Genomic DNA, 23,684 nt, shown 5'->3' with positions numbered 1-23,684 from the left:
ACACGAATAGCCGAAATTCGCGAGAATCCCGGGCCCTCCAAGCCTACCGCGGAGCCTCGGGGCCCGCCGACGGGCCCGGCCGGTGAGGCCTGCCCGGGGCGCCGCCGACGGGGCTAGGCTGGCTTCAGGAGCGGGCGGCCCATCCAACGCGGGCCGCGCACCGAATCGCTTGGTAGGCCACCCGCCAACTGCTGGCTGACAAGGAGTCACCATGAACGCCACAACCGCAACCCCCGAACCCGCTGGAACCCCTGCTCCAGCCCCGCAGGCAGCCACCGCGAAGGCCGCATCCCCTAAGACCGTGCTCGTCACCGGGGCCACCGGCTACATCGGCGGCCGGCTTGTCCCCCGGCTCCTGGAAGCCGGGCACCGGGTCAAAGTCGTGGTCCGCACCCCGGCCAAGATCGCCGGCGTGCCCTGGCTGGACGACGTCGAGGTGATCCACAGCAGCCTCGACGACGGGGACGCCCTGCAGACGGCGCTCGACGGCGTCGACGTCCTGTACTACCTGGTCCATTCCATGGCGGCCGGGGCCGGCTTCGAGGCCAAGGAAAAGACGATGGCCGGGACGGCCGCCCGGGCCGCGGCGGCCGCCGGTGTGGACAGGATCGTTTACCTCGGCGGCCTGCACCCGGCCGGGGCCGAACTGTCCACCCACATGCGCTCCCGCGAGGCGGTGGGGAAGGTGTTCCTGGACAGCCCGGTGGACGCGGTGGTGTTCCAGGCCGGCGTCGTGATCGGCTCGGGTTCGGCGTCGTTCGAAATGATCCGGCATTTGTCCGAGACGCTGCCGCTGATGCCCGCCCCGAGCTGGGTGCGCAACAAGATCGAGGCGATCGCGGTCCGTGACGTCCTGTACTACCTCGTGGCGGCAGCGTCGCTGGAAGGACCCATCAACCGGACCTTCGACATCGGCTGCCGCCAGGTGCTCAGTTACGCCGGAATGATGCAGGAATACGCCGCCGAGGCCCGCCTGCCGCACCGGGTGGTGCTGGCGCTGCCGGTGCCGGCCCCCAAACTGGCCGGTCTGTGGGTGGCACTGACCACCCCCATCCCGCTCTCCATGTCCCTGCCGCTCGTCGAATCACTCCAGCACGACGCCGTCGCCGCCGAGCACGACATCGACGCGTACATCCCTGCGCCGGAGGGCGGCCTGACCCCCTACCGGCGGGCCGTGGCCCTCGCCCTGGGCAAGGAACGCGACGGCCAGGTGGAGACCACGTGGGCCAGCGCCGGCGTCGACGCCGATCCCCTGCCGAGCGACCCGGACTGGTCCGGACACGCCGTGTACGTGGACGAGCGAAGCTTCCAAAGCGACGTGGACCCCAAATATGTGTGGACCGTCATCGAAGGAATCGGCGGCCGGAACGGCTGGTACTCCCTGCCACTGGCCTGGCAGGTGCGCGGCTGGCTGGACAAGCTCACCGGCGGGGCGGGGCTGCTGCGCGGCCGCCGGCACCCGCACCTGCTGGCCGAGGGCGAGGTGGTGGACTGGTGGCGGGTCGAGCGGATCGACCGTGGCCGGCTGCTGCGGCTGCGGGCCGAAATGCGGGCCCCGGGCCGGGCCTGGCTCGAACTTTCCGTGGAGCCGGAGGGGACGGGCAGCCGCTACCGCCAGCGCGCCATCTTCTTCCCCAAGGGCCTCAGCGGCCGCCTCTACTGGCTCGCAGTGCTGCCGTTCCACAGCGTCATTTTTCCCGCCATGTCGCGGAATATCACCGCCGCCGCCCGGGATCTGGAAAACCTCGAATCGGAGCCAGCCCGGCACACCACGTAGGATGTTGGAGCCCGAAACGTCCACTTCCACATCACGGAGGACCCCCCTATGGCCCTGAGTGCATCCACCACCGTTCCGCACAGCGTCGACCGCGTTACCGCGGTTTTCGTCAATGAAGACTTCCTGCGCCACACGAGCGAACTCGTCGGCGGCACCCTGGAATCCTTCGCCATCGACGGTGACACCGCCGGCGCTTTCAACACCACCACCGTGCGGACCATCCCCACCACCCGGATGCCCGACATTGCCCGGAAATTTGTTGGCGAAAGCCTGAAGGTGACGCAGCTGGAGGCCTGGGAGGCCCCCGCCGCCGACGGCTCCCGACAGAGCAAGATCTCCCTGAAGGTCTCCGGCGCCCCGCTGGACGTGAAGGCTGTCCAGCGTCTCGTGTCCGACGGCGGCAGCACCCGGATCGAGCTCGAGGGCGACGTGACCTCCTCGGTGCCGTTCCTTGGCGGCAAGATCGCCGACGCCGCAGAACCGATGGTCGGCAAGGCCCTGAACCTGCAGTCCCAGCAGGCCCAGGCCTGGCTCGAAAGCCACTGACCCCGTGGAACTGCCCGCGGTCCTCGCCGTCGTCCTGATCGTCGCCGGCGTCTGGTCCCTTGTTGTCTGGCCGCAGTTCCTGCGCCGGGTCATGAAGGATCCGCGTGCCCGCGACGCCAACGGCAAGGCCACGCGCTTCCTGACCGTCCATGTGGTCCTGGTCAGCATCTCCATGCTGCTGGGGGCCGCGACGGCGGCGATTGGCGTGGCCGGGCTGCTCAGCTAGCATCCGGCACACCGGCGGCGGCACGCGCACCCTGCGCCTGCCGCCGCCGGCCGCTAGAATCAGCAAAAAGGTGGACCGCTGAAAGGGGACGCCAGTTGCTACCCCGCCGCGTCGCCATCTGGGGCCTGTGCGCCTGCGTTCCGGTCCTCGGCCTGATTGCCTTCTGGCCGGTGCCCGTTGACCGGGGCGCGGCCACCTACCTCATGCGGTGGCTCCGGCAACTGCACAGCTGGGGCGTCCCTCCCTGGTTCGACTACGGGGTGGTGGAATTTTCCTCAAACGTGATCCTGTTTATTCCGCTGGGCGCCCTGGTCGCCATCATCCTGGGCCTGCGGCTCTGGTGGGGCGGGGCCGTTGCCGGGTTCATCCTCTCCGTCGTGATCGAACTCGGCCAGATGGCGTTCCTGCCGGCGCGCTTTCCGTCCGTCGCCGACGTCGCCGCAAACACGATCGGCGCCATGGCCGGCGCGCTCGTGGCCAGGCTGTTCATGGCACGCCGTGAGGCTGTGCGATCCCGACGTCCACCACGTACCCTGTGAACAGGGCCCGACGGGAGGAAATCGGAACTATGCGGATCTCGGTTATTGGTTGCGGTTACCTGGGCGCGGTCCATGCCGCATGCATGGCAAAGCTGGGTCACGACGTCGTCGGAATCGACGTCGACGAACACAAGGTGGCACAGCTTTCAGCAGGCCACGCCCCCTTTTACGAACCCGTGCTCGACGAACTCTTGTCCCAACTTGAGGAATCGGGCCGGCTGCGGTTCACCACCGACATGGCGGCCGCCCGCGGCGCCGAGGTCCATTTCATCTGCGTCGGAACGCCGCAGAAACGCGGCGAAAACGGCGCCGACCTGCGCTATGTCGACGCCGCCGTCGCCTCGCTCGCTGAATACGTCTCCCCCGGCGACGTCGTCGCCGGCAAATCCACGGTGCCTGTGGGAACCGCCGCGGGCCTGGCCGAGGTGCTGGCGGAGGCAGAGCCCGGCGCCTCGCTGGTCTGGAATCCCGAGTTCCTGCGCGAAGGCCATGCCGTGACAGACACCCTGAACCCGGACCGGTTTGTCTACGGCACGCCGGACGGCAGCGAAGACCATCCCGCGGTGGCCGTCCTCGACAGGGTCTACGAGACTCCCCTGGCAGGCGGGACACCCCGGCTGGTGACGGACTACGCCACGGCGGAACTGGTGAAGACGGCAGCCAACTCGTTCCTCGCGACCAAGATCTCCTTCATCAACGCCATGGCCGAGGTCTGCGAAGCCACCGGCGCCGACGTCACCCGGCTGGCCGATGCGATCGGGCTCGACGAGCGGATCGGGCGGAAGTTCCTGAACGCAGGCATCGGATTCGGCGGCGGGTGCCTGCCCAAGGACATCCGTGCCTTCATGGCCCGCGCCGGCGAGCTGGGGGCGGACCAGGCTCTGACCTTCCTGCGGGAAGTGGATGCGATTAACATGCGGCGCCGGACCCGGGTGGTGGAGCTGACACGCGAACTGTGCGGCGGGTCCCTGTTGGGCCAGCGGGTCGCCGTCCTGGGCGCGGCGTTCAAGCCCGAAAGCGACGACGTCCGGGACTCCCCCGCGTTAAGCGCCGCCGCGCAGCTGCAGCTGCAGGGCGCCGTGGTGACGGTCACCGATCCCCAGGCCCTGCCCAATGCCGCCAAGCGCTTCCCCGAACTCCAGCTGGAACCGGACCTGGAGACGACGCTGCACCGGGCCGATGCCGTGCTGCTGCTGACCGAGTGGCAGGCGTACCGGGAGCTGGATCCGCACGCCGCCAAAGCGCTCGTGTCCGCGCCGCGCATCCTGGACGGCCGCAACGTCCTGGACCCTGCCAAGTGGCGGGCGGCCGGCTGGACCTACAAGGGCCTGGGCCGGCCCTGATGTGTTGCCGTCAGGCCGTCAGCGCCTGGCCGAGGGCGTCCTCCGCGGCCACCCAGGAGAGCATGGCGCATTTGACCCGGGCAGCATAACGGGACACACCCTCAAACGCCGCGGCGTCGCCCAGCACCTCCGGGTCGGCCGGCACCTTCCCGCGCGAGCGCAGCACCTCGCGGAAGCTGTCAATGACGGCGCTGAGTTCCTCGACTGTCATGCCCTCGGCGAGGTCTGTCAGCACGGACGCCGAGGCCATCGAGATCGAGCAGCCGTCACCGTCCCAGCGCAGCTCACTGACCTTCCCGCCGGCAACGGACACCCGGACCGTGATTTCGTCGCCGCAGGTCGGATTCAGCTGGTGGGATTGGCCGCAGCTGGCCTCCTTGGGCGCGTCCGCGGCGGCGAGGCCGCTGCCGTGCCGGGCCTTGGCATGTTCGAGGATGATCTGCTGGTAAAGCTGGTCAAGACTCATGGATGTCCGTCCTAGGCTTGGAAGTAGGCACGGACATCGGCGACCGCGTTCAGGAACGCGTCCACATCGTCCGTGGTGTTGTAAAGGTACGTACTGGCGCGCGTCGTCGCCGTCAGCCCGAGCCGGCGGTGCAGGGGCTGGGCACAGTGGTGGCCGACCCGCACGGCGATGCCGCGGCTGTCCAGGAACTGGCCGACGTCGTGCGCGTGGACGCCCGCGACGTCGAATGCAGCCAGGCCAATCCGCTCCTGCCCGGCCGCCGGACCCAGCACCCGGATCCCGGGGATGGACTCCAGGCCGCGCACGAGGCGCTGGCCGAGTTCGGCTTCCCAGGCGTGGATGCGGTCCATCCCGGTTTCGCTGAGGTAATTTACCGCCGCGGAGAGTGCCACGGCCTGCGAAATGCGCTGGGTGCCGGCTTCGAAGCGTTGCGGGCTGGGCAGGAAACCCGCCCGTTCCATCGTGACGGTGGTGATCATGGAGCCGCCGGTCAGGAACGGCGGCATCGCGTTGAGCAGCTCCGAGCGGCCATAGAGGGCGCCGATGCCGGTGGGGGCAAGCATCTTGTGGCCGGAGAACACCGCGAAGTCGACGTCGAGCGCCTTCACGTCCAGGGGCAGGTGCGGTGCGGACTGGCAGGCGTCGAGCACCACGAGGGCTCCCGCGGACCGGGCCAGGGCCACCAGGGCGGCCACCGGGTTGATGGTGCCGAGGACGTTTGACGCGTGCGTGAACGCCAGGACGCGGGTGCGCGGGCCGATGATGCCGGCAGCGGCCTCCAGGTCAAGGGCGCCGGCGTCGTCGATCGGGATGAACTTCACGACGGCGCCGGTCCGGGCCGCCAGCTCCTGCCAGGGGATCAGGTTGGCGTGGTGCTCCATCTCCGTGACCACGAGCTCGTCGCCCGGGGCCAGGGCGAACCGGGCCGCTTCGGGTCCGGCGCCCGGCAGGGAAGCGTTGAGGAAGGAGTAGGTGAGCAGGTTCAGGCCCTCCGTGGCGTTGGAGGTCCAGATCAGCTCATCCCACTCCGCCCCGACGAAGTCCGCCACCGTTTCCCGGGCGTTTTCGAACGCCTCGGTGGCCTCGACGGCGAGGTGGTGTGCCCCACGGTGGACCGCGGAGTTCCGCTGCTCATAGAATTCCTGCTCGGCCTCGAGCACGCTGAGCGGGTTCTGCGAGGTGGCACCGGAGTCCAGGTAGACGAGCGGCCTGCCGTTGACGTGCTGCTGCAGGATTGGGAAGTCGTTGCGGATCCTCAGGACCTCCTCGTTTCCGAGCGCGGCGGCAGAGCGGCGGAGATGGGCTGGGGTGGCAACCATGGCGGAGACTCCTGGATCGGCGTTCGCTGCGGCGTACACCGCGCCGGCCGGGCGGCCAGCGTGCAAAATACGTCACACAGATTAAACCTAATTATCCCACGTTCCTGCAGCCCTCCTGCGCGCCCACCGCGCGGCCACCGCGCGGACCCGCACACCGCGGAACGCTCTCACCGCGGAACCCGAGCGGAGGTCCGCGCCCCGTTAGCCGGCTCCGGCGGCCATCGGCTCCCGCGGCGGTGCCCTTCGGCGGCCAAGACCCGGACCGCGACAGGAGCATTGCCCAAGGGCAGCCCCAATCAACCCCCAGCCAGGCGGGTTGGGCTGGTGCTGCCCAAGAATGGCGAACGACGACCGATAGGGGCCGCGGCGATGATCGCAGGGGCCGCGGGTGTGCGTCGCCTGGACCCATTGGCGGGAGCCGTGGGCCGACGGGATCCAGCAGCGGCATCCAACAGGGGCGCCGGAAGATCCGGCCGGCTCTCACTGCTACGGCGCTAGGCCTGCGCGGCGCAAGGCTCGCCCGACATGCCGGCGCGTGACGCCAGGGCCGGCGAGGGCTCGCACACCGGACGTCGTCACGCGCCGCTACCCCCTGCGGCGATGCCCGACGGCGCCGGTGTCAGGGCCGCGCTTCTCGATGGCGCGGACCCGCGTGTAGACCGATTAAGGGAGCCGGCGGCGGCTGGGGGGAGAGCCTCGGTCTCAGAAGGCTCTGACGCCGCCGGCTCCGACCTTGGCGCGCGGCTGCCCGTTGAGGCACCGCACGATTCCAATGAAGGAGTTAGTGGGAAAGATTACGGCCCGATCACCTCTAATGGTGGCAGTGGCCGCATCCGCAAGCAAGGAATTTGAGACCACACTTTCCTCGGGCCATGCTTGCGGTTGCTGACCGCCCTCAAGTTCCTCATTTTGAGACCTTTGTGAGCTGTTCGGGGTGGAGTTGTTCGGGATGGGGCTGTTCGGGGTGGAGCTGTTCGGGTTGAAGCTGTTCGGGATGGGGCTGTTCGTGGGACTGGCTTAAGTCAATCGCCCGAACGGACTCTGCACACGAGTAGCGTTTACCCGATTTCTGACGCCCTACTCGCCATGGCACTACTTGGAGCTACTCCCGCTGGTCCCGCAGGCCACCCGTGCTGTACGCACGCCACAGCCAGGTCACGCCATGCCGGGCCGGGCCGGTCAGGAGGGCAGCGGGCCGAGGTCCAGGAGGTCCGCCCGCCGGCCCACGCCGAGCTTGGCGAAGATCCGGGACAGGTGCCCCTCCACTGTCCGAAGTGACACACAGAGCGCGGTGGCGATCTCGGCGTTCGTGGCCCCGCCCGACACCAGTTCCAGGACTTCGGTCTCGCGGGCAGTCAACGGGGCGCCGTGATCGCTGCGGACGACCTCCAATTGCGACAACATTCCGGCCTCCACCAGGCGGTGATGGACCCGGCGCTGGACCGCGGTAAGCCGCCACCGCTCCGGGTCGTCTGCCAGGATCCGCTCGGCCTGCTGGGCGGCCTCAAGGGCAAGGAGCCCGTGCCCTGCATTGAGCGCGTCGTCGCTGATGCCAATGAGGTCGGACGCATCGGACGCCGACACCGCTCGCGCGTAGGACTCCACCAGCCTGGCTTCCGGGCCGTCGACTGCGCCGCTGCTGAGGGCGAGGGCTTCGGCGCCCGAGGTGTCACCGCCGCGGAGCGCGAGCCGCCTGATATCGGTTTCAACGCCCCGCAGGCTCTCGTGCAGGGCCTCGTCCGCCAGCCGCGCCAAAGCTCCGGCACCGCTCCCTCCGGGCCCTTCTCCGGGTTCAGCCGCCCGGCAGTACGCCTCTGCCAGCAGGTGAAGGGTTTTCGGCTCCCGGTACTCCGAGAGCCGGTAGGCCAGCACATGCTGGCTGGCCTCATGGTGGCGTCCGACGGCGCCTGCGGCGTAGGCCGCAACGGCGCGCGCAAACGGCAACAGACCTAACGGGTCGGCGATAGTAAGCTCTTCGACACTCAGCCGAAGTTCGGCCAAGCTTTCACGCATCCTGCCCTGGCGCAACCGCGAATAGCCCCGCATGAGGTGCAGCATGCCGCCGCTGTACAGCAGACGCCCAGGCTCACGGGCCGCGTAATCGTCCAGGACATTTCCGAGCCGGTCCCAGTCGCCGGCCCAGATCAGATTCAGGCAGTGGCGCACCACGAGGTCCTCGTAGACCAAGGGAAGTTCCAGGCTTGCGGTTCGGGCGCCGCCCCATGCCTCTCCGTCCAATCGCAGCCCTGCGCGGAGTTGACCTTGGGCGGTCAAGAGTTCGGCGAGGAGGGAAACTGCCGGGACCCGGATTTCGGGATAGGCGCCGGCCGCGGCGATGAGTTCGCGCAGCACGGTTCCAACTGCCATGAACTTCCCGTCCCAGGAGTGACTCAGAAGCTCTGTGGCCAGTCCCCCGGCAGCTGTCACGTCCGACGGCCGTCCCGCCGGAGCGCGCCCGGAAAGGTCGGTGCACGTTGCGAAATCCGCAGACAGTGAATCCCGGGCCCGCGATTCCAGGAGCCCTGGTTCCATGGACAGTCCAAAGGCCGGGCGGTGCGTCCCGGCGTCGGCTTCCTGTTGCCGGGCCGGCGTTGCGGACCCGAGCCGGGCTGCCAGGAGGGCTGCCAGGTAGGACGGCCGTCCGGAGGGCACCGGCTGTGCGGCCTCCAGACACGCCACAGCGGCCTCGGTGTGCCCCGCGATAAAGTGCGAATAGGCCAACTGGATCCGGGCCTCGGGGAGGAACCGGGCGTCCCGGATGGCGCCAGCCACCCGGGACGCGGTCGCAGGGTCCAGGTCCGTGTTCGCGGCGACAGCGGCCTGCAGGAGCTGGATCGGAGGGATCTCTACGCCGCAGTCCATGGACCAGCGCAGCCGGTTGAGTGCCGCTCCCGGCGCGGCGGCCCGTGCCGACGGAAGCGACAACACGCTCGAACGCAGGGCCGAACTGCGGCCGGCCGGGACCCGCTGGCGGATAATTTCGCCAAGGATCGGGCTGGCGGGCCGTACCAGCCGGTCATGTCCCGTGGAGACGGCAATGATGCCCGCGGTGTCCAGGGCATCGACGGCCTTAGGACCACTGATCCGCAGAATCTGGGACAGGGATAGCGGTCCGGCCATGGCAACGATCGTGGCGGCGGTCTTTTCCTCCGGTGTCATGGAGCGCAACTGCCGGTCCACAACGTCGGCGGCCGGAACTTGGGCCATGTCGGGGTTGGCCAGCAGGAACCATACTCCGTGCCGGAGGCCCAAGGCGCCGCTGGCACGGGCATGCTGGATCAGGGACATCAGCATGAGCGGATTGCCGTCGGCCGCCTTATGGAACAACGCACTAACCCACGGAGAGACGTCGGCCCGCAGGACCTGCTCGCACAGTTGGTGGGTTCCGATCCGGCTCAGCGGGTAAAGGTCGAACTTGGCAATTATCCCGTCGTCCCACAGCGCGAGGAACTCTTCCGGAATCATCGGCCCGGGACGGCAGGCCACGAGGATTCCCGCGGCGCCGGTCGCCGCCGCCTGAGCCAACTGCCGGACGGTCCCATGATCGAGGCAATGCGCGTCGTCGACCACAAACAGAGGGCGGTCCGCCTCGGATTTCAGGCTGCGCGCCATCGCTTCCACGACGGCTGCGTAGGAGTCGAGTTCCCGGTCAGGAAGCCGGGACAAGTACGGCGCCAAGGCACCGAAAGGAACGCTGGCCAGGGCCGGAGTGGCGGTCAGCCGAATCAGGCGGCGGTGGGGCTCGAGTTCGCGGATGGCGGCCTTGAGGACGGCGGTCTTGCCCGCGCCCGCGCCGCCGACGATGAGCGCACCTGATCGGGTGTCGTCACGCAGGCAACGCACCAGGTCCTTGACCAGCGCCGAGCGCTCGATCAGTGCCGAGGTCTCAGCCAGGCTTTCCATCGCCGGTTCTTCCTGCCAGTTTCTGCCCGTCTTGAATAGCCGTCCGGGTTGCCGCCTGCAGTCCGCCGGGCTCAGCCGAGCCTGGCGCTGTCTGCCGGAGTCGAGATGACATCTTTGAGTTCCGATCGGCTGGCGACGTGCAGCTTCGAATACACCTGATAGAGGTGTCCCTCCACAGTGCGGACGGATACGTGCATCTGTTCCGCGATCTTGCGGTTGGACGTACCGGCAGCGGCCCGGACCGCCACTTCACATTCCCTCGCCGTCAGGGTTGAGGTTGTAAGCGACCGCAGCCCGTTCTTCGGACTGCCGAACTTGTCATCGAGAGACTGCTGCGCCCGCTGGGCGATCCGCAGCGCGATGCGGTTGCCGGCGTCGTTCGCGCAGCCGACGGCTTTCCGCACCGCGTCCCGGGCGAACACGGTGTTGCCGCATGCCTCAGCTTCCTTGGATGCTGCCAGTAACTGCTCGCTGTCAGCCTCGCGCATGCCTTCGGCCAGCCGCGAGCACAGGGCCGCGAATTGTCCGGTCACCCTCCCGCTCAGGCTGCCGAGCTTCTGGCCCGTCTGGCGGTCTCCCAGCCGGGCCGCGGCGGACTGGAACAGGAGCGCGGGGGCCAGTGCTGACGTTTCGGCGTCGTTGCCCGCTTCGGCCGAGAGCGCACGGATGGACATTGCCCTCTGGCCGAGCTCGGCCTGGGCCGACAGTTCGAAATAGCGTGTGAGCCGTTCCACCAGCCAGGCCGCGGGCGGCCGGGCCTGGGCAAGATCGTCCAGTAGCAGGCCAGCCATTTCCTCTTCGCCCTGGAGCGCGGCGGCATAGGCACACACGGCCGCGGCCAGGCCGCCCAAAGCGTCGGGGTCCTGCGCCCGGAGCTGCCACCGGCCCGCCTGGAGCCGGGACAAGGCGTCGTCGAGGTGTCCGGCATGCAGGTCCATGACGCCGTGCCCGATCTCAAACATCCCGCCCAGCCTGGTCTGGGGCTCTGCGCCGCTGTACGTCTCCTCAAGATAGACGGACGTTTCCCTGAACTTGCCGGAGAGCAAAAGGAGGAGGAGGAACCTGCCCCTGATCTCACGAACCGCATGGTCCGGGAGCTGCACGCCGGCTGTGGCCGCCAGGATCTGCTTTCCGAGGGCGAGCGCCCGCACCACGTTGCCGGTGACGGCCAGGGCCTCGCTGCGCACGCTGGCGGTCAGGATCCTTGGTTCGCTGCCCAGGTCCCCCGCGTCCACGCCGTCGGTTATGGCCAGGACTTCGTCGTAGCGTCCACGGAAAGCGGCGAGCCCAGCCTCCGCCAGGCGCAGCCGCTCCCGGGCTGCAACGGCAACTGAACTCTGTGCGGCGGGCTCGGCAGCCAGCCGCTCGGCGAACTCCTGTATCCGGGCTTCGGGGTCGGCGCCCGGGGCGGTGCTGCGTTTGTCCAGTTCCACGCGCAGCAGCTGCAAAGCGGTCCACTCGGTCAGGGGAAGCTTGGCGCACGCGCCGTCATCCAGTGCCTCCAGAACCCGGCGTGCGGAGTCCTCGTTGTTCACCGAGATGTGGGCATTGACTGTTTCGATGGCCATCAGGGCAGCGGGTTCGCTTCCTTCGACCTCCTGGACAAATCGCAAGGCGGCCGCGTGGTCGGATGCACCGTTCGCGGCGCGTGCGGCGGCCAGGGCGACCTGGGAGCTCACCTCTTCCCCGCAATCCAGCGCCCAGGCGACGCCGGCCGAGCCGCCGGTGTCCAGCGCGTCCGATTCCTGGAGAACGGCCGTGAGCCGGCGGCGGAGTTCGGCGCTGCGCCCGGGCGGGACCACGTTGGCGACAATTCCGGCGGTCACCGGATTGGCGATGCTGACCATCGGCGGATGGTCATGGGTGACCCGGATCAGGGCCCGCTCCTGGAGCGCGTCCATATCCTGCGGGTTGGCGATGAGCATGAGGGTCTGCAGCGGGACTGCCCCGGCGAGTGCCAGCAGTTCAAAGACGTCGCGCTGGCCGTTGCCGAGCCGGTTGAGGCGTGCCTTCACGACGTCCCGGATCTCTCCGGTCAAGGCGATGGGGCCGTTGCCCAGGAACCATACACCGTCCTGGCGGATCACTGTGCCCAGCTTGATCTGCTCCCGGGCCAGGGAATGGAGGAACAAGGCATTGCCCCCGCTCGCACTCCAAAGCGCCCGGGCAGCGGTCAGGGAGAACCGGCCGCCGTATTCGTGGTGCAACGTTGTTGCCGTCTCTGCGAAGTCGAACGGTCCGAGGTCCACCCGTCGGAGCAGGTCATCCTTCCACAGGCCCATGATGTCCCCGCCAATGTGCGGCATGTCAACGCACGCCGCCAGCAACGTGACATGGGACCCGGCGCTCAACTGGGCCACCATCATGCTGGAGAGCTCGTCGAGGTCATGGGCGTTGTCCACGAAGAGGACGATTCGCCGGCCTTCGGATTTGTTGTGGAGCAGCTGGGTCAGTCCGCGCAACACCATCAGCGGGTGCTCGAGGTGGGAGGCGTCGAGGTCGTTGAGCAGGACGCTCAAGGCCCCGTAGGGAAGCTTGGAGGATATGGAGCTGCCCCTGACCTGGACTACCAGGTACTCGTCGCCGAGCTGCTCCAGGGCGCGCTGGGCGATAAAGGACTTGCCGGCCCCGTGGTCGCCCACGAGCACGATGCCGCAGCCGGAACCCGACGTCAGGGTCTCAACGATGTCGGCAACGACCTCCTGGCGGGTGAAGGGTCTGTCCTTACTGCGGCCATGACCGTTTCTTTGCGCCGGAAACACTATTTCTGTCTGGCCGCTGCCCGTTGGCAAGCCGGCGTCTTGCTGGAACATATGAGAGACCTTCGCAATCAAAGTGTGAGCGGTGATACCTCAACGGTAGGGACTAGGCGTATTTTCGGTATGCGTAAGTAGTACTCGATTACCTAGCGAGTATTCCGCCCGCTCTACGTAGCTGTACTCAGTTGGACCGGCGCTGCCGCAAGGCCCAAACCAAGTAGTCGCCATCCCGCCGCACGTGTCCGGCGCCGGTAGCGGCCCGGACACCGGGGAAGCGGCCCCGCCACGGCGGGCCGGCCGGCGGACACGGGCCCACGCGGCCTCTCCCTTGCTTGCCGCTAGTGCCCGCCGATACCGGGAAGCTGCTCACGGCCCTTGACGTTGAGCTTCGCGTAGCTGCGGTAGAGATGGCCTTCAACCGTGCGCACGGACACCTGGAGCTCTGCGGCAATCTGCCGGTCAGTGAGGCCGCGTACCGCCAGCGCCACAATGTCGCGCTCGCGGCGGGTCAGTATGCCGAGCGAGTCATCGTTCTTGGCCGCTTCGTCGCCGGGAAGGTCATCGGCTCGGTCCAGGCACCGCTTCCGCTGGGAATTGGCCATGCGCTCCCTGAGGGTGTCGCCCGCGGCCCGGTAGGCGTGCGCCGCGGCGTCGTAGGCGAGGGCGGCAAAGGCCCACAATTCCGCCGCTTCACAGGCTTTCGCGGCCTCAAGGAGGTCTGCGGCGTTGTCCGCGCTGATGGCTGCGGCGTAGGCGCAGATCGCGGCGGGCCTTGGCCCCTCGAGCCCGGCCCGGAGTTCGAGCAGCCTCGGCGCCGAGTCCGTGTCCCCCAGGGCCAGGCAGAAGGCCAGCGCGTCGAGTTCGAGCCCGGCGGTGTCCACTTCCGGGTAAGGTCGGCCGAGCCGCTTCAGTTCCGCGATGGCACCCGGGTAGTTCCCGAGCCGGGCCTTTCCATAGACCACGGCCATCGCGGCCAGCGAGCGCATGTACCGCGGCAGGGCCGCGGGTGCTGCCTCGAAGTCGGCGAGGAGTAGCTCCGCCTTCGTCTGGGCACCGACTTCGGCGGCTGCCGCGAAGGCCATGGCCGCCGTGAGCGCGAACAGCTGCTGGGGGTCGGTCAACCGCAGCGCTTCGAGCGCGGCACTTAGCGTGTTCAGGGCCTGGGCGGCCTTGCCCTGGTAGAGCAGAATGATGCCGTGCGCCGCGTGCACTCCCCCGCCGAAGGAAATCAGGTTGGGCCCGGATCCGGCGACGAAGCCGGTCAGGAGGCTTTCCGCCCCCTGCCAGTCGCCGGAGTGGATTGCGGCGGCCGCCGATCGGACGACGAGGAAGTCGGTGAGGAAGTAGAGCTCATCCTGATCGGCCCCGGCGGCCTCGATGGCCCGGGTCATCGCGGCGAGGGCGCTCAGTCCCTTGCCGCCGGCAAGGAGCCGCTCCGCGTCGAGGCAGAGCCGAAACGCCTGTACGAGGCTGTTCGACGGCGGGGTGTTCGACGGTGGGGTGCCGGCAGCCGCGTCCTCGCCGGACGCCGCCGCGGCCGGGGCTGCCGCGTACTCGCCCGCCAGCGCCAGGACCATGGCTTCCAGAATCTCCAGCCGCTCTTCCGTGGCACGGTGAATGGCTTCGGCGTCGTCGGGCCGGGCCGCGGCGAGGCGTTCGGCGGCGCGTCGGAGCACCTGTGCCCGCTTGATGATCTCTGCCGGTGTGTGGCCCAGCGCTGACATCGTTGCGGCCCACAGGAGGGATCCGGCCAGGAGCCCGGGGATGCTGTTTCCCTGCCCGAAATCGGCGTCGAGGATGTCCCGGGCCGCCATGTAGTCGGAGGCGTTGTAGCGGGTCCGTGCTATCACGGCGCGGGCCGCCATCTGCAGTTCCGGATCCTTGACGAGGACGGCAGCCTTGCGGGCGAGCTCGTCCTCGTAAAGCCGGCTCGCCAGCACGGCCGCCCTCAGGAGCTGCCGGTCCTCGACCTCCGCGCCGCATTCGATCGACCAGCTCACTTGCCGCAGCAGTCCCTCGGCAGACGTCGGCTCGCTGTCCATCTTGCGCAGCAGGCTTTGCCGAAGTTGCAGGCTCCTGGCCGGTGAAATCAGGTTCCGCAAGGTGTCGCCGTACACGGTATGCCACAGCCGCAGCTCACCCGTCCCGGTGTCCGTGACCCGGATCAGTTCGCTGTCGATCAGTGATCCCACGGCCTCTTCGCCGGCCACCGACTCGATCAGTTCCCGGGACACGGGTTCGGCCAGCGCCACGAGGTTCAGGGCCTGCCGTTCTTCCGGCGAGCGCAGCAGCAACTGGCGGCGCACGACGTCGGTCAGCCGGTCACCGTGGCTGTTCAGGTGCCGGGTGAACAACCAGACACCGTTGCGCCGCAGCAGCGTCCCGTCGTTCCTGGCGTCGTCCAGGAGCCCGTTGAGGAGCATCGGGTTGCCGCCGGAGGCCTCCCAGAGGATCTCGGCGACGTTTGGCAGCACTTGCGAGCCGAGCTCGCCCTCCAGCATCTCTGTGGTCTGCGCGAGGGTGAGCGGGCGCAGGTCGTGCCGCTCGGCGATGCCTTCAAACCAGAGCTGCAGGAGCGGTTCCGGCAGTCCGGGCCGGGCCGCCGCGCCCACAAGCAGTTTCGCCCAGCCGGCCGCCGCCAGCTCCGCGAGGATTCCGGCCGTCGCCTCGTCGAGATCGTGTGCGTCGTCAACGACCAGCAGGAGGGGCTTCTGGGTGGCCCGCTTCTGCTCTTCCAGATGCGCCCACAGCGTCCTCAGCACGGCCAGCTGCGATGTTGCTTCCTGGACCGGTAGTCCGACGATGAAGGGACCCAGGACACCGTAGGGCACCTTGGTCAGCGACGCGCTGCCGTGGATCGGCACCGGCGTCACCTCGGGGCCCAGTTCCCCGACGACGGCATCGATGAGCCTTGATTTGCCCATCCCGCTGTCGCCGAGGACGAACACGGCCACATGGCTGCCGCCCTGGAGGGCTTCCACTGCCGACATCAAATCTTCCGACCTCCCGGTCAAGGCGCGGGCCGGCGCCGTGCCGGGGTTTCCCGCCGGCCCCCTAGATGAGTCCAAGCAGATCACTTCGCGAAGAAACGCCGAGCTTCGTGAACACCTGGTACAAGTGGCCCTCCACGGTCCTGACGGAAATGCCCACTTCCAGGGCGATGTCCTTGTTGGAGACCCCGTTCCCGGCCAGGGTGGCGATTTGCCGCTCCCGGTCTGTCAGCAGCGGGCCCTTGTTGCGCGGCATGACGGGCAGCGCCGGTACGGACTCCGAGAGGCTCTCCAGCATGCTGTAGGCGGCGTTGGCGCTGGCGGTCAGTCCGGCGCCCTTCGCGAAGTCGAATGCGAGCGCGGCGCACCGGGCCTGGACGGCGTCCAGTTCGAGGCCCGCGGCCTGCCCGGCGGCTTCGAGCATGATCGCGGCGTCCTTCTTCCGGCTGCCGACGGCGACCGTCCGGGACAGCTCGGCCAGCGGCCCCTGCCGCAGCCCGGCGATTTCCTCCATGAAAAGAAAATCCTTGACGGTGCCGTTGACGGTGGCCCCGAGCATGCAGATGCCGGCCAGGGTGTAGCGGCCCTTCCGGAAATGCTCCTCCGCGGTCCGTATCAGCCGGTCCTTGGCTTCGGGGTCACCGAGCCACCGCGACGCCATATCCATGCAGAACTCGGTGGAACTGCCGACCGTGAAGCGGGCCGGGCCGTCAGCCGAGCGGGCCCGGTCCAGGTAGATCGTGGCCTGGACCGAGTTGCCGGTCTGGGCGTAGGCAAAAGCAGTGGCGGCGTAGGCCTGGCGCAGGGACTGCAGGCTCGCCCGCACCTCCAGCTGGGCGATCGCGGCCAGCAACGGATCCAGAGCCATGTACCCGCGGCCGGCATAGACATAGGCGAGTCCGACGGCGAGGTCCGTTGCGGCGCTGCCGGAATGCAGCCCGTGCCCGGCCCGGCCGCTCGCGTCCTTGAGCATGTCGATGGCTTGGCGCCAAAGGCCCGAGAGGAGCAGCACGTTGAAAGAGCGCCAGGCGAAGTTTTCCCGGATGCGCGGCACGTTGGACCACTCGCCCAGCTGTCCGCCGATTTCCCGCATGAGTTTGCGGGCGTCGAGTTCGTGGCCGGTCATGGACCAGGCCTCCATCAGGATGATGGCCGACCTGAGCCGGTGCACGGGATCGGCGCCGGGCACGTCCGTGGTGGCCGCGGTGGTAAGCCGCTGCATCATGGGCTGGAAATCCCCGATGAAAGAGAAATAGTTGAACTCGCACAGATCCAGGCAGAGCCCCGCCCGGGCAAGCGCCGCAGGGGCGGGGGACGGCTCGTCCAGGCTCAGGTCCTGGAGCCGTACCCTGGCCTGCCCGAGCAGTTCGGGGACCTGGCCGGAGCGGTCGTCCAGCCACGCCATGCAGTCAGCCTTCGCCGCGATGAATTCGGCGAAGTTCTCGGCCGCAAGGCCGTTGACCTGCCGTTCGGAGACGTCGTCCAGCGCGGACATGGCCTGCAGCGGCAGGCCGAGCTGGAGGTAGGCAGCCGATTTCTGGAGCTGCCCTTCGGCCCATTCAGGGTCCGAGGGAGAGAGGCTGCCGGCGCATTTGAGGGCAAATTTCGGGTCGAAGAGCTTGACGGCGGCACTGGCAGCCGCGACGGCGTGGGCGGGGGCCAGCTGGGCGTGGCAGTCGTGGGTCCACGCCGCGTAGGCCAGCAGGTCTTCGACTGTCAGTTCGTCCAGTTCATGTTCCTGGTGTCCGGGGACCTTGTCCCGGAGCTCCAGCCGGCGCTCCACGCTGAGCCAGTTGCGGACAATGTCGCCGAGGTAGCGGTCGCCCAGCGTGACGAGGTGCCGGTCCGCGCGGTCGACCACGATCTGGCCGGCCTCTTCCATGTCGGCGATGACACCGGGGCTGTACATCCTGGCGAGCCGGGACAGGGGCAGGGTCCGGGCGCAGGAGAGGACGTCGATGACCTCCCGGGCCTCGGGTGTTTCCCTGGCATACCTGGCCCGGACAATATCTTCCAGCGCCGTGCGGCCATCCAGCACAACCTCATCGAGCAGTGTCCACACGGATCCGGACAGGACAAGGTTTCCGCGTTCGATTTGTTCGGAGACGACGGCCTGCAGGAGCGTGGGGCTGCCGCCGACCAGCTGGTGCAGCTGGCTTGCCAGGGCGGTCGAGACCCGATGGCCCAAAGCTGACTGCAGGACCTCCAGCGTCTCGAGTTCGGTCAGGTTGGCGAGCCGGACCTCGGCGAGCTGGCCGGAAGTGATGAGCCAGTAGAAATCGGGCGGAAGGTCAGTGGTGCGCTGGGCCGTTGCGATCAACCGGGCGGTCCGGGTCTGGAGCAGGTTGAGCAGGACCCCGGTGCTGAGTTCATCGAGGGCACCGGCGTTGTCGAGCAGGATCACGCACTGGCGCCCGGCGGCGTCGTCGCGGATCAGCGAGGTAATGCCGTGCAGGATGGCGGTCGGCGAGCCCAGGGAACTCTGCGGGAGCCGCGCAAGGGTGAAGGCTAGGCAGCCGTACGGCGTTGCCGAACCCGGCCCTGAACTGCGGAGCTGGATGGTGTACACCTCGGGGCCGAAGCCCGCGAGGGCGGTCCGGCCGACAAGCGTTTTGCCCACGCCGCGGTCGCCGGTGATGACGACGCCCATCCGGTCCTGGGCAAGCAGTTCCTGGCGGACACGCTCGGCATCAGCGTTCCGCGCCAAACCGGACCAGCCGTGTCTCGCGACCTGGCCGGCAGCATGTTCTTCTTCGGCGGGTGCCAATGTAGTGGAAACATTCCCCCAGCCCAGCGAATCCCTCGACATGTAGTTTCCTTCGTACCGCTTTGCAGACAGCAACCCCGGACTGCCCACTTAGAAGTAGCGTATCCCTATCCCCCGACGTGAGAGTAGACAGATCATAGCTGGAATGCGGAAAGCTTGGAAAGGAAACACGCAATCGGCATGCAACTTAGTCCTCGCCCGCCTGCCGCGGGCCCGGGCCGGCCCGCGGTCGGGGCGTTTCGGCTGCGTGCTGTTTTGCCTGCGTTTACGTCCGGGAGGGCTACGTCGCCTTGGCGGGGTGGAACTTTTGTTGGGCGGCGGTGAGGCCGTCCCGGACCAGGAGTTCGACGGCGTCGGCAGCTGAGTCGATGAGGAAGGGCAGTTCTTTTTTCTCCGGCGCGGAAAAGTCACGCAGGACAAAGTCCGCGGTCTCCATCCGTCCGGGCGGACGCCCGACGCCGACCCGCACGCGCAGGTAGTCCTTGGTGGCCAGGGCCTTGGAGATGTCGCGCAGTCCGTTGTGGCCGCCTTCGCCGCCGCCGATCTTGAGCCGCACGGTGTCGAAGGGGATGTCGATCTCGTCATGGACGGCAATGACGTGGGCCGGATCGATGCCGTAGAACTGGGCCAGGGCAGACACTGGGCCGCCGGAGACGTTCATGTATGACAGCGGCTTGGCCAGCACGATCCGGGGTCCGCCGATGCCCAGGCGCCCTTCGAGGACCTGGGCACGCGATTTGTGCGATTTGAAGCCACCGCCGACGCGCGAGGCGAGTTCGTCCAGGACCATCTGGCCGACGTTGTGCCGGTTGTGGCTGTACTCGGATCCGGGGTTTCCAAGGCCTACGATCAGCCAGGTGTCGGTCATGGGTCAGTCCTTCGGTGGGACGCAGCCGGGGGCGCGGCCAGTGGGGCGGGTCAGGTGGGACGGGTCAAGTGGGTCGGGGCAGGCAGCCGGCTACGGGGCGCGTACGGCGCGGGATACGGCATCAGAGACGACGGCGGCCGGGCCCCTGAGGGACCCGGCCGCCGTAAAATTCAACGGAATTACTCGGCTGCTGCTTCGGCCGACGGTGCGGCTGCTTCGCCCTCTTCGCCCTCTTCGACGTTTTCGGTGGCCTCGGAGATGTTGACGACGAGCGCTTCGGGGTCGGCCAGCAGGGTGGAACCCTTCGGCAGGACGAGGTCGGAAGCGTGGATGTGCTCGCCGGCGCTACGGCCTTCGATGCTGACCTCGATGGCGGTCGGCAGGTGGGTTGCCTCGGCCTCGACGGAAACGACCGTCATTTCCAGGTTGTGGACGTTGCCCGGGGCCAGCTCTCCGCTGAGGTGAACGGGCACGTCAACGGTGACCTTCTCGCCGGTGCGGACGGTCAGCAGGTCGAGGTGCTCGATGATCTGCTTGATCGGGTTGCGCTGGATGTCCTTGACGAGGGCCAGGTGCTGCTCGCCGTCGATGTCCAGGGTCAGCAGGGCGTTGGCGGTGCGGACGGCCAGGGTGGTGGCCTTCGCCGGCAGGGTGATGTGGATCGGCTCGGCACCGTGGCCGTAGATGACGGCCGGGATCAGGTTGGCCATGCGGGCGCGGCGGGCGAAGCCCTTGCCGAATTCGGTGCGGACTTCTGCTGCGAGCTTCTGCTCAGACATGGATATCTCCTCGTGGGATTTCAAGCTGTGGGACTAAACGGTGTTCAGCAAGGGCGGAGGTCTGTTTACGACCTTCGACGCCGGGCTGCCGTGCGGCTGCCCTTCAGAAGGAGATTCAGACCCAGTCGATTACGGAGACCAGCAGTCCGGGTTCCGATTAATTTCCCGTCAATAAGGAATTCAATACGGAAGGCCGGCGCTCTCCCTCGCCAAGGTTTCGGTACAAGGCTACCAGCGGAGGGACCGGTTTCTGAAACCGGGCCCTCCGCCGGCCGGCTTAGGCCTGGCCGTCGAACAGGCTGGTGACGGAGCCGTCGTCGAACACTTCACGGATGGCGCGGGCGATCAGCGGCGCGATGGAGAGCACGGTCAGCTGCGGGAACCGCTTGTCCGCGGTGATCGGCAGCGTGTTGGTGACCACCACTTCGCGGGCGCCGGACTCGGACAGCCGGCGGGCCGCCGGATCGGAGAACACGGCGTGGGTCGCGGCGATGATGACATCCTTGGCGCCGGCGTTCTTGAGCACCTGGACGGCGCCGGAGATGGTTCCGCCGGTATCGATCATGTCGTCGATCAGGACGCAGGTGCGGCCTTCAATCTGGCCCACGACCGTCTTGGAGACGGCCTGGTTGGGCACGGTGAGGTCCCGGCTCTTGTGCACGAACGCCAGCGGCGCGCCGCCGAGGCGCTCGGCCCACTGCTCGGCCACGCGGACGCGGCCGGTGTCCGGCGAGACGACCGTGACCTTGTCCGAGCCGACCCGGGTGCGGATGTAGTCGGCCAGGAGCGGAATGGCCATCAGGTGGTCCACGGGGCCGTCGAAGAAGCCCTGGATCTGGGAAGTGTGCAGGTCCACGCTCATAATGCGGTCGGCGCCGGCGGTCTTGTACAGATCGGCGACGAGGCGTGCCGAGATCGGCTCGCGGCCACGGCCCTTCTTGTCCTGCCGGGCGTAGGGGTAGAACGGGGACACCACAGTGATGCGCTTGGCGGAGGCCCGCTTGAGCGAATCGATCATGATCAGCTGTTCCATGAGCCAGTTGTTCAAAGGGGCCGGGTGGGCCTGGATTACGAAGGCGTCGGTGCCTCGGACGCTCTCGCCGGCCCGCACGTAGATCTCGCCGTTGGCGAAGTCGTAGGCGTCCAGGGGCAGCAGCTCGGTGCCGAGCTCCTTCGCGATCTCCTTCGCCAGCTCAGGGTGCGCGCGCCCCGCGGCCAGCACCAGCTTCTTCTCGCCGTGTGCCGTAATTTCGCTCATGATTGCTAGCCCTCTTCTGTCGGTGCCGGAGTAGTGGAGGATGTTGGGGCGGCGCCCGCGGCGGAATCCACCGTGGCAGCGGATTCGGCCAGGGCGGACTCGGCCAGGCCGGCGGAAACGGAACCGGGGCGGTTGGCCGCAACCCAGCCGTCCGAGTTCCGCTGCTTGGCCAGGGTGACGGCGAGGGCGCCGGCCGGGACGTCTTTGCGGATGATCGCCCCGGCGCCGCTGTAGGCGCCGTCGCCCACGCGCACGGGGGCCACGAACACGGTGTTCGAACCGGTGCGCACACCCGAGCCGATCACCGTACGGTGCTTCTTCTCGCCGTCGTAGTTGGCCGTGATGTTGCCGCAGCCGATGTTGGTGTCCTCGCCGATCTCCGCGTCCCCGGCGTAGCCGAGGTGGGACAGCTTCGAGCCGCGGCCGATCGTGACGTTCTTGGTTTCGTAGAACGCGCCGATCTTGCCGGTCTCGCCCAGGACAGTGCCCGGGCGCAGGTAGGTGAAGGGGCCGACGCTGGCGCGCGCCCCGATCCTGGAGCCGGAGCCATGGGTGCGGATCACCGTGGCGCCCTCCCCCACCGTGACGTCGGTCAACGTGGTGTCCGGGCCGACCACGGCGTCGCGCGCCACCGTGGTGCTGCCGTGCAGCTGGGTGTTGGGCAGGAGCCGGACGTCCTCGTCGAGCGTCACCGTGGCGTCGATCCACGTCGTGGCGGGATCCACGACGGTCACGCCGGCGCGCATCCAGGCTTCGAGGGTGCGGCGGTTGAGTTCAGCGCCGAGCGCCGAGAGCTGGACGCGGTCGTTGGCGCCCTCCACCTGCCAGCGGTCGTCGGTGACGACGGCGGCGACGCGGCCGCCCGCGGCGCGGGCCAGGGCCAGGACATCGGTGAGGTACTTTTCGCCCTGGGCGTTGTCCGTGGTGACGTGGACCAGCGCGTCGCGCAGGACTGCGGCGTCGAAGGCGTAGATGCCGGAGTTAACCTCACGGATTTCGCGTTCGGCGCTGGTGGCGTCCTTGTGTTCGCGGATTCCCGTGACGGTTCCGTCTTCTGCGCGGAGGATGCGACCGTAGCCGGTGGCGTCCTCGAGCACGGCGGTGAGGACGGTGACGGCGTTGCCCTCGGCCTCGTGGGCGGCGACGAGCTCGCCGAGCAGGCCACCGGTGAGCAGCGGGACGTCGCCGTACGTGACCACGACCGTTCCGCCCAGCGGGCCTTGGGGGTCGAGGGTGTCGAGCGCTTCCAGTGCCGCCTCGACCGCGCGGCCGGTGCCGGGCACATCGTCCTGGTCCACAATCAGGGCTTTCGGATCGAGGCCGGAGACGTGGGCGGCCACAAGGTCGCGTTCATGCCGGACCACCAGGGCCAGCTCGCGGGGGCTGATACTGCGGGCCGCCTGGAGCGCGTGGCCGACCAGCGAGCGGCCGCCGATCTCATGGAGAATTTTGGGGGTACGGGATTTCATCCGGGTACCGGCCCCTGCAGCTAGGACGATCACGGCGGCCGGGCCAGTATTCTCGGGGCTCACGTATTGGCTCTCCTTGCTTGGTTGCGCGGTGTGTCTCGCCAAGTTCCGCCCATAGGACTCGAACCTATACTCCACGGCTCCAAAGGCCGGGGTGCTGCCATTACACCAGAGCGGACCGTGCCCAGGCTTGACCTGTGGCACGAGAATCAATTCTGCCACGAAGGTTGATGCTCGTGCGACTCAGCGCCGCGGAAGGAGCGGGCAGGCGCGGGTGGGCGGTGCGGCCGGCGCCACGGGACATGCCCATTCCTGGTCCGCGCGGCGGGACATGTGCCGCGGGATTCACGCACTCCGCGGAACGTGCCTTTTTGGGCGCGCAGAGACCTCGGCCCCTACGCGGGATGAGCCCAGTGTTGGAGCCGAGCAATGGACATAACGCCAATATGCCCATCCCTGGCCCGCGCCGTGGGACATGCCCTGCGGGATTTGAGCCCTCCAAGGGACATGTCCAATGCTGGCCCGGGCCAAGTGACATGTGCCGCAGGATTCACGCACTCCGCGGGACGTGCCTTCCCGGGCGTGCGCAGAGACCTCGGTCCCTATGCGGGATATGCCCAGTGTTGGTCCCGGACAATGGGCATAACGCCAATATGCCCATCCCTGGCCCGCGGC

15 protein-coding genes and 1 tRNA gene are annotated in these 23,684 nt (G+C 68.2%); 5 read left to right on the top strand and 11 right to left on the bottom strand.

Features of this window, described 5'->3' with window-relative positions:
* Positions 1-211: 211 nt before the first annotated feature.
* The 5 genes from AC1DNG_RS08830 to AC1DNG_RS08810 all read left to right on the top strand — a co-directional run bounded on the left by AC1DNG_RS08830 (position 212) and on the right by AC1DNG_RS08810 (position 4,431).
* A complete protein-coding gene (locus tag AC1DNG_RS08830; RefSeq protein ID WP_476887163.1) occupies positions 212-1,777 on the top strand; it encodes an SDR family oxidoreductase in 1,566 nt (521 codons plus the stop codon).
* Positions 1,778-1,825: 48 nt separating this feature from the next.
* Positions 1,826-2,323, top strand: a complete 498-nt coding sequence (locus AC1DNG_RS08825) for a DUF2505 domain-containing protein (RefSeq protein WP_223914131.1) — start codon at positions 1,826-1,828, stop codon at positions 2,321-2,323.
* 4 nt (positions 2,324-2,327) lie between these two features.
* Positions 2,328-2,549 (top strand): SCO4848 family membrane protein, encoded by a 222-nt coding sequence (locus AC1DNG_RS08820; RefSeq protein WP_018774651.1) that lies wholly within the window; start codon positions 2,328-2,330, stop codon positions 2,547-2,549.
* Between the two features lie 95 nt (positions 2,550-2,644).
* Positions 2,645-3,088: a VanZ family protein gene (locus AC1DNG_RS08815; protein WP_230009621.1), complete on the top strand. Its 444-nt coding sequence runs from the start codon at positions 2,645-2,647 to the stop codon at positions 3,086-3,088.
* 29 nt (positions 3,089-3,117) lie between these two features.
* On the top strand, positions 3,118-4,431 hold the full coding sequence (locus AC1DNG_RS08810) for a UDP-glucose dehydrogenase family protein (protein ID WP_476856545.1): 1,314 nt from the start codon (positions 3,118-3,120) through the stop codon (positions 4,429-4,431).
* A 10-nt stretch (positions 4,432-4,441) separates the two neighbouring features.
* Here AC1DNG_RS08810 and sufU read toward each other — a convergent pair whose 3' ends face one another.
* From sufU to AC1DNG_RS08755, 11 genes are all read right to left on the bottom strand, one after another.
* On the bottom strand, positions 4,442-4,897 hold the full coding sequence (gene sufU, locus AC1DNG_RS08805) for a Fe-S cluster assembly sulfur transfer protein SufU (protein WP_230009833.1): 456 nt from the start codon (positions 4,895-4,897) through the stop codon (positions 4,442-4,444).
* An 11-nt stretch (positions 4,898-4,908) separates the two neighbouring features.
* Entirely contained in the window at positions 4,909-6,216 is a 1,308-nt protein-coding gene (locus AC1DNG_RS08800; protein WP_476859123.1) for an aminotransferase class V-fold PLP-dependent enzyme, read from the bottom strand.
* Positions 6,217-7,395: 1,179 nt separating this feature from the next.
* Entirely contained in the window at positions 7,396-10,119 is a 2,724-nt protein-coding gene (locus AC1DNG_RS08795) for a helix-turn-helix transcriptional regulator (protein ID WP_476887162.1), read from the bottom strand.
* A gap of 71 nt (positions 10,120-10,190) precedes the next feature.
* Entirely contained in the window at positions 10,191-12,932 is a 2,742-nt protein-coding gene (locus AC1DNG_RS08790) for a LuxR C-terminal-related transcriptional regulator (protein ID WP_476859125.1), read from the bottom strand.
* Positions 12,933-13,216: 284 nt separating this feature from the next.
* The gene (locus tag AC1DNG_RS08785; protein ID WP_476887161.1) at positions 13,217-15,955 is read right to left on the bottom strand and encodes a LuxR C-terminal-related transcriptional regulator; all 2,739 of its coding nucleotides are present in this window, start codon (positions 15,953-15,955) and stop codon (positions 13,217-13,219) included.
* A complete protein-coding gene (locus AC1DNG_RS08780) occupies positions 15,933-18,677 on the bottom strand; it encodes a helix-turn-helix transcriptional regulator (protein ID WP_476856549.1) in 2,745 nt (914 codons plus the stop codon). The genes AC1DNG_RS08785 and AC1DNG_RS08780 overlap by 23 nt, the downstream gene beginning before the upstream one ends.
* A gap of 238 nt (positions 18,678-18,915) precedes the next feature.
* Positions 18,916-19,503 carry an aminoacyl-tRNA hydrolase gene (pth, locus tag AC1DNG_RS08775; protein WP_223914139.1) on the bottom strand — a complete coding sequence of 196 codons (588 nt, stop codon included), beginning with the start codon at positions 19,501-19,503 and terminating at the stop codon, positions 18,916-18,918.
* Positions 19,504-19,682: 179 nt separating this feature from the next.
* Positions 19,683-20,282, bottom strand: a complete 600-nt coding sequence (locus AC1DNG_RS08770) for a 50S ribosomal protein L25/general stress protein Ctc (protein WP_028276489.1) — start codon at positions 20,280-20,282, stop codon at positions 19,683-19,685.
* Between the two features lie 277 nt (positions 20,283-20,559).
* Entirely contained in the window at positions 20,560-21,540 is a 981-nt protein-coding gene (locus AC1DNG_RS08765) for a ribose-phosphate diphosphokinase (protein WP_018774662.1), read from the bottom strand.
* Between the two features lie 5 nt (positions 21,541-21,545).
* Positions 21,546-23,072, bottom strand: coding sequence for a bifunctional UDP-N-acetylglucosamine diphosphorylase/glucosamine-1-phosphate N-acetyltransferase GlmU (gene glmU, locus AC1DNG_RS08760; protein ID WP_476887160.1), 1,527 nt, complete (start codon positions 23,070-23,072; stop codon positions 21,546-21,548).
* 43 nt (positions 23,073-23,115) lie between these two features.
* A tRNA-Gln gene (locus AC1DNG_RS08755) sits at positions 23,116-23,187 on the bottom strand.
* Positions 23,188-23,684 lie beyond the last annotated feature (497 nt).

It is taken from the genome of Arthrobacter sp. 01T425, assembly GCF_056398725.1.
Note: the sequence above shows the minus strand (reverse complement) of the source record. Positions and strands in the feature narration are given on the sequence as shown.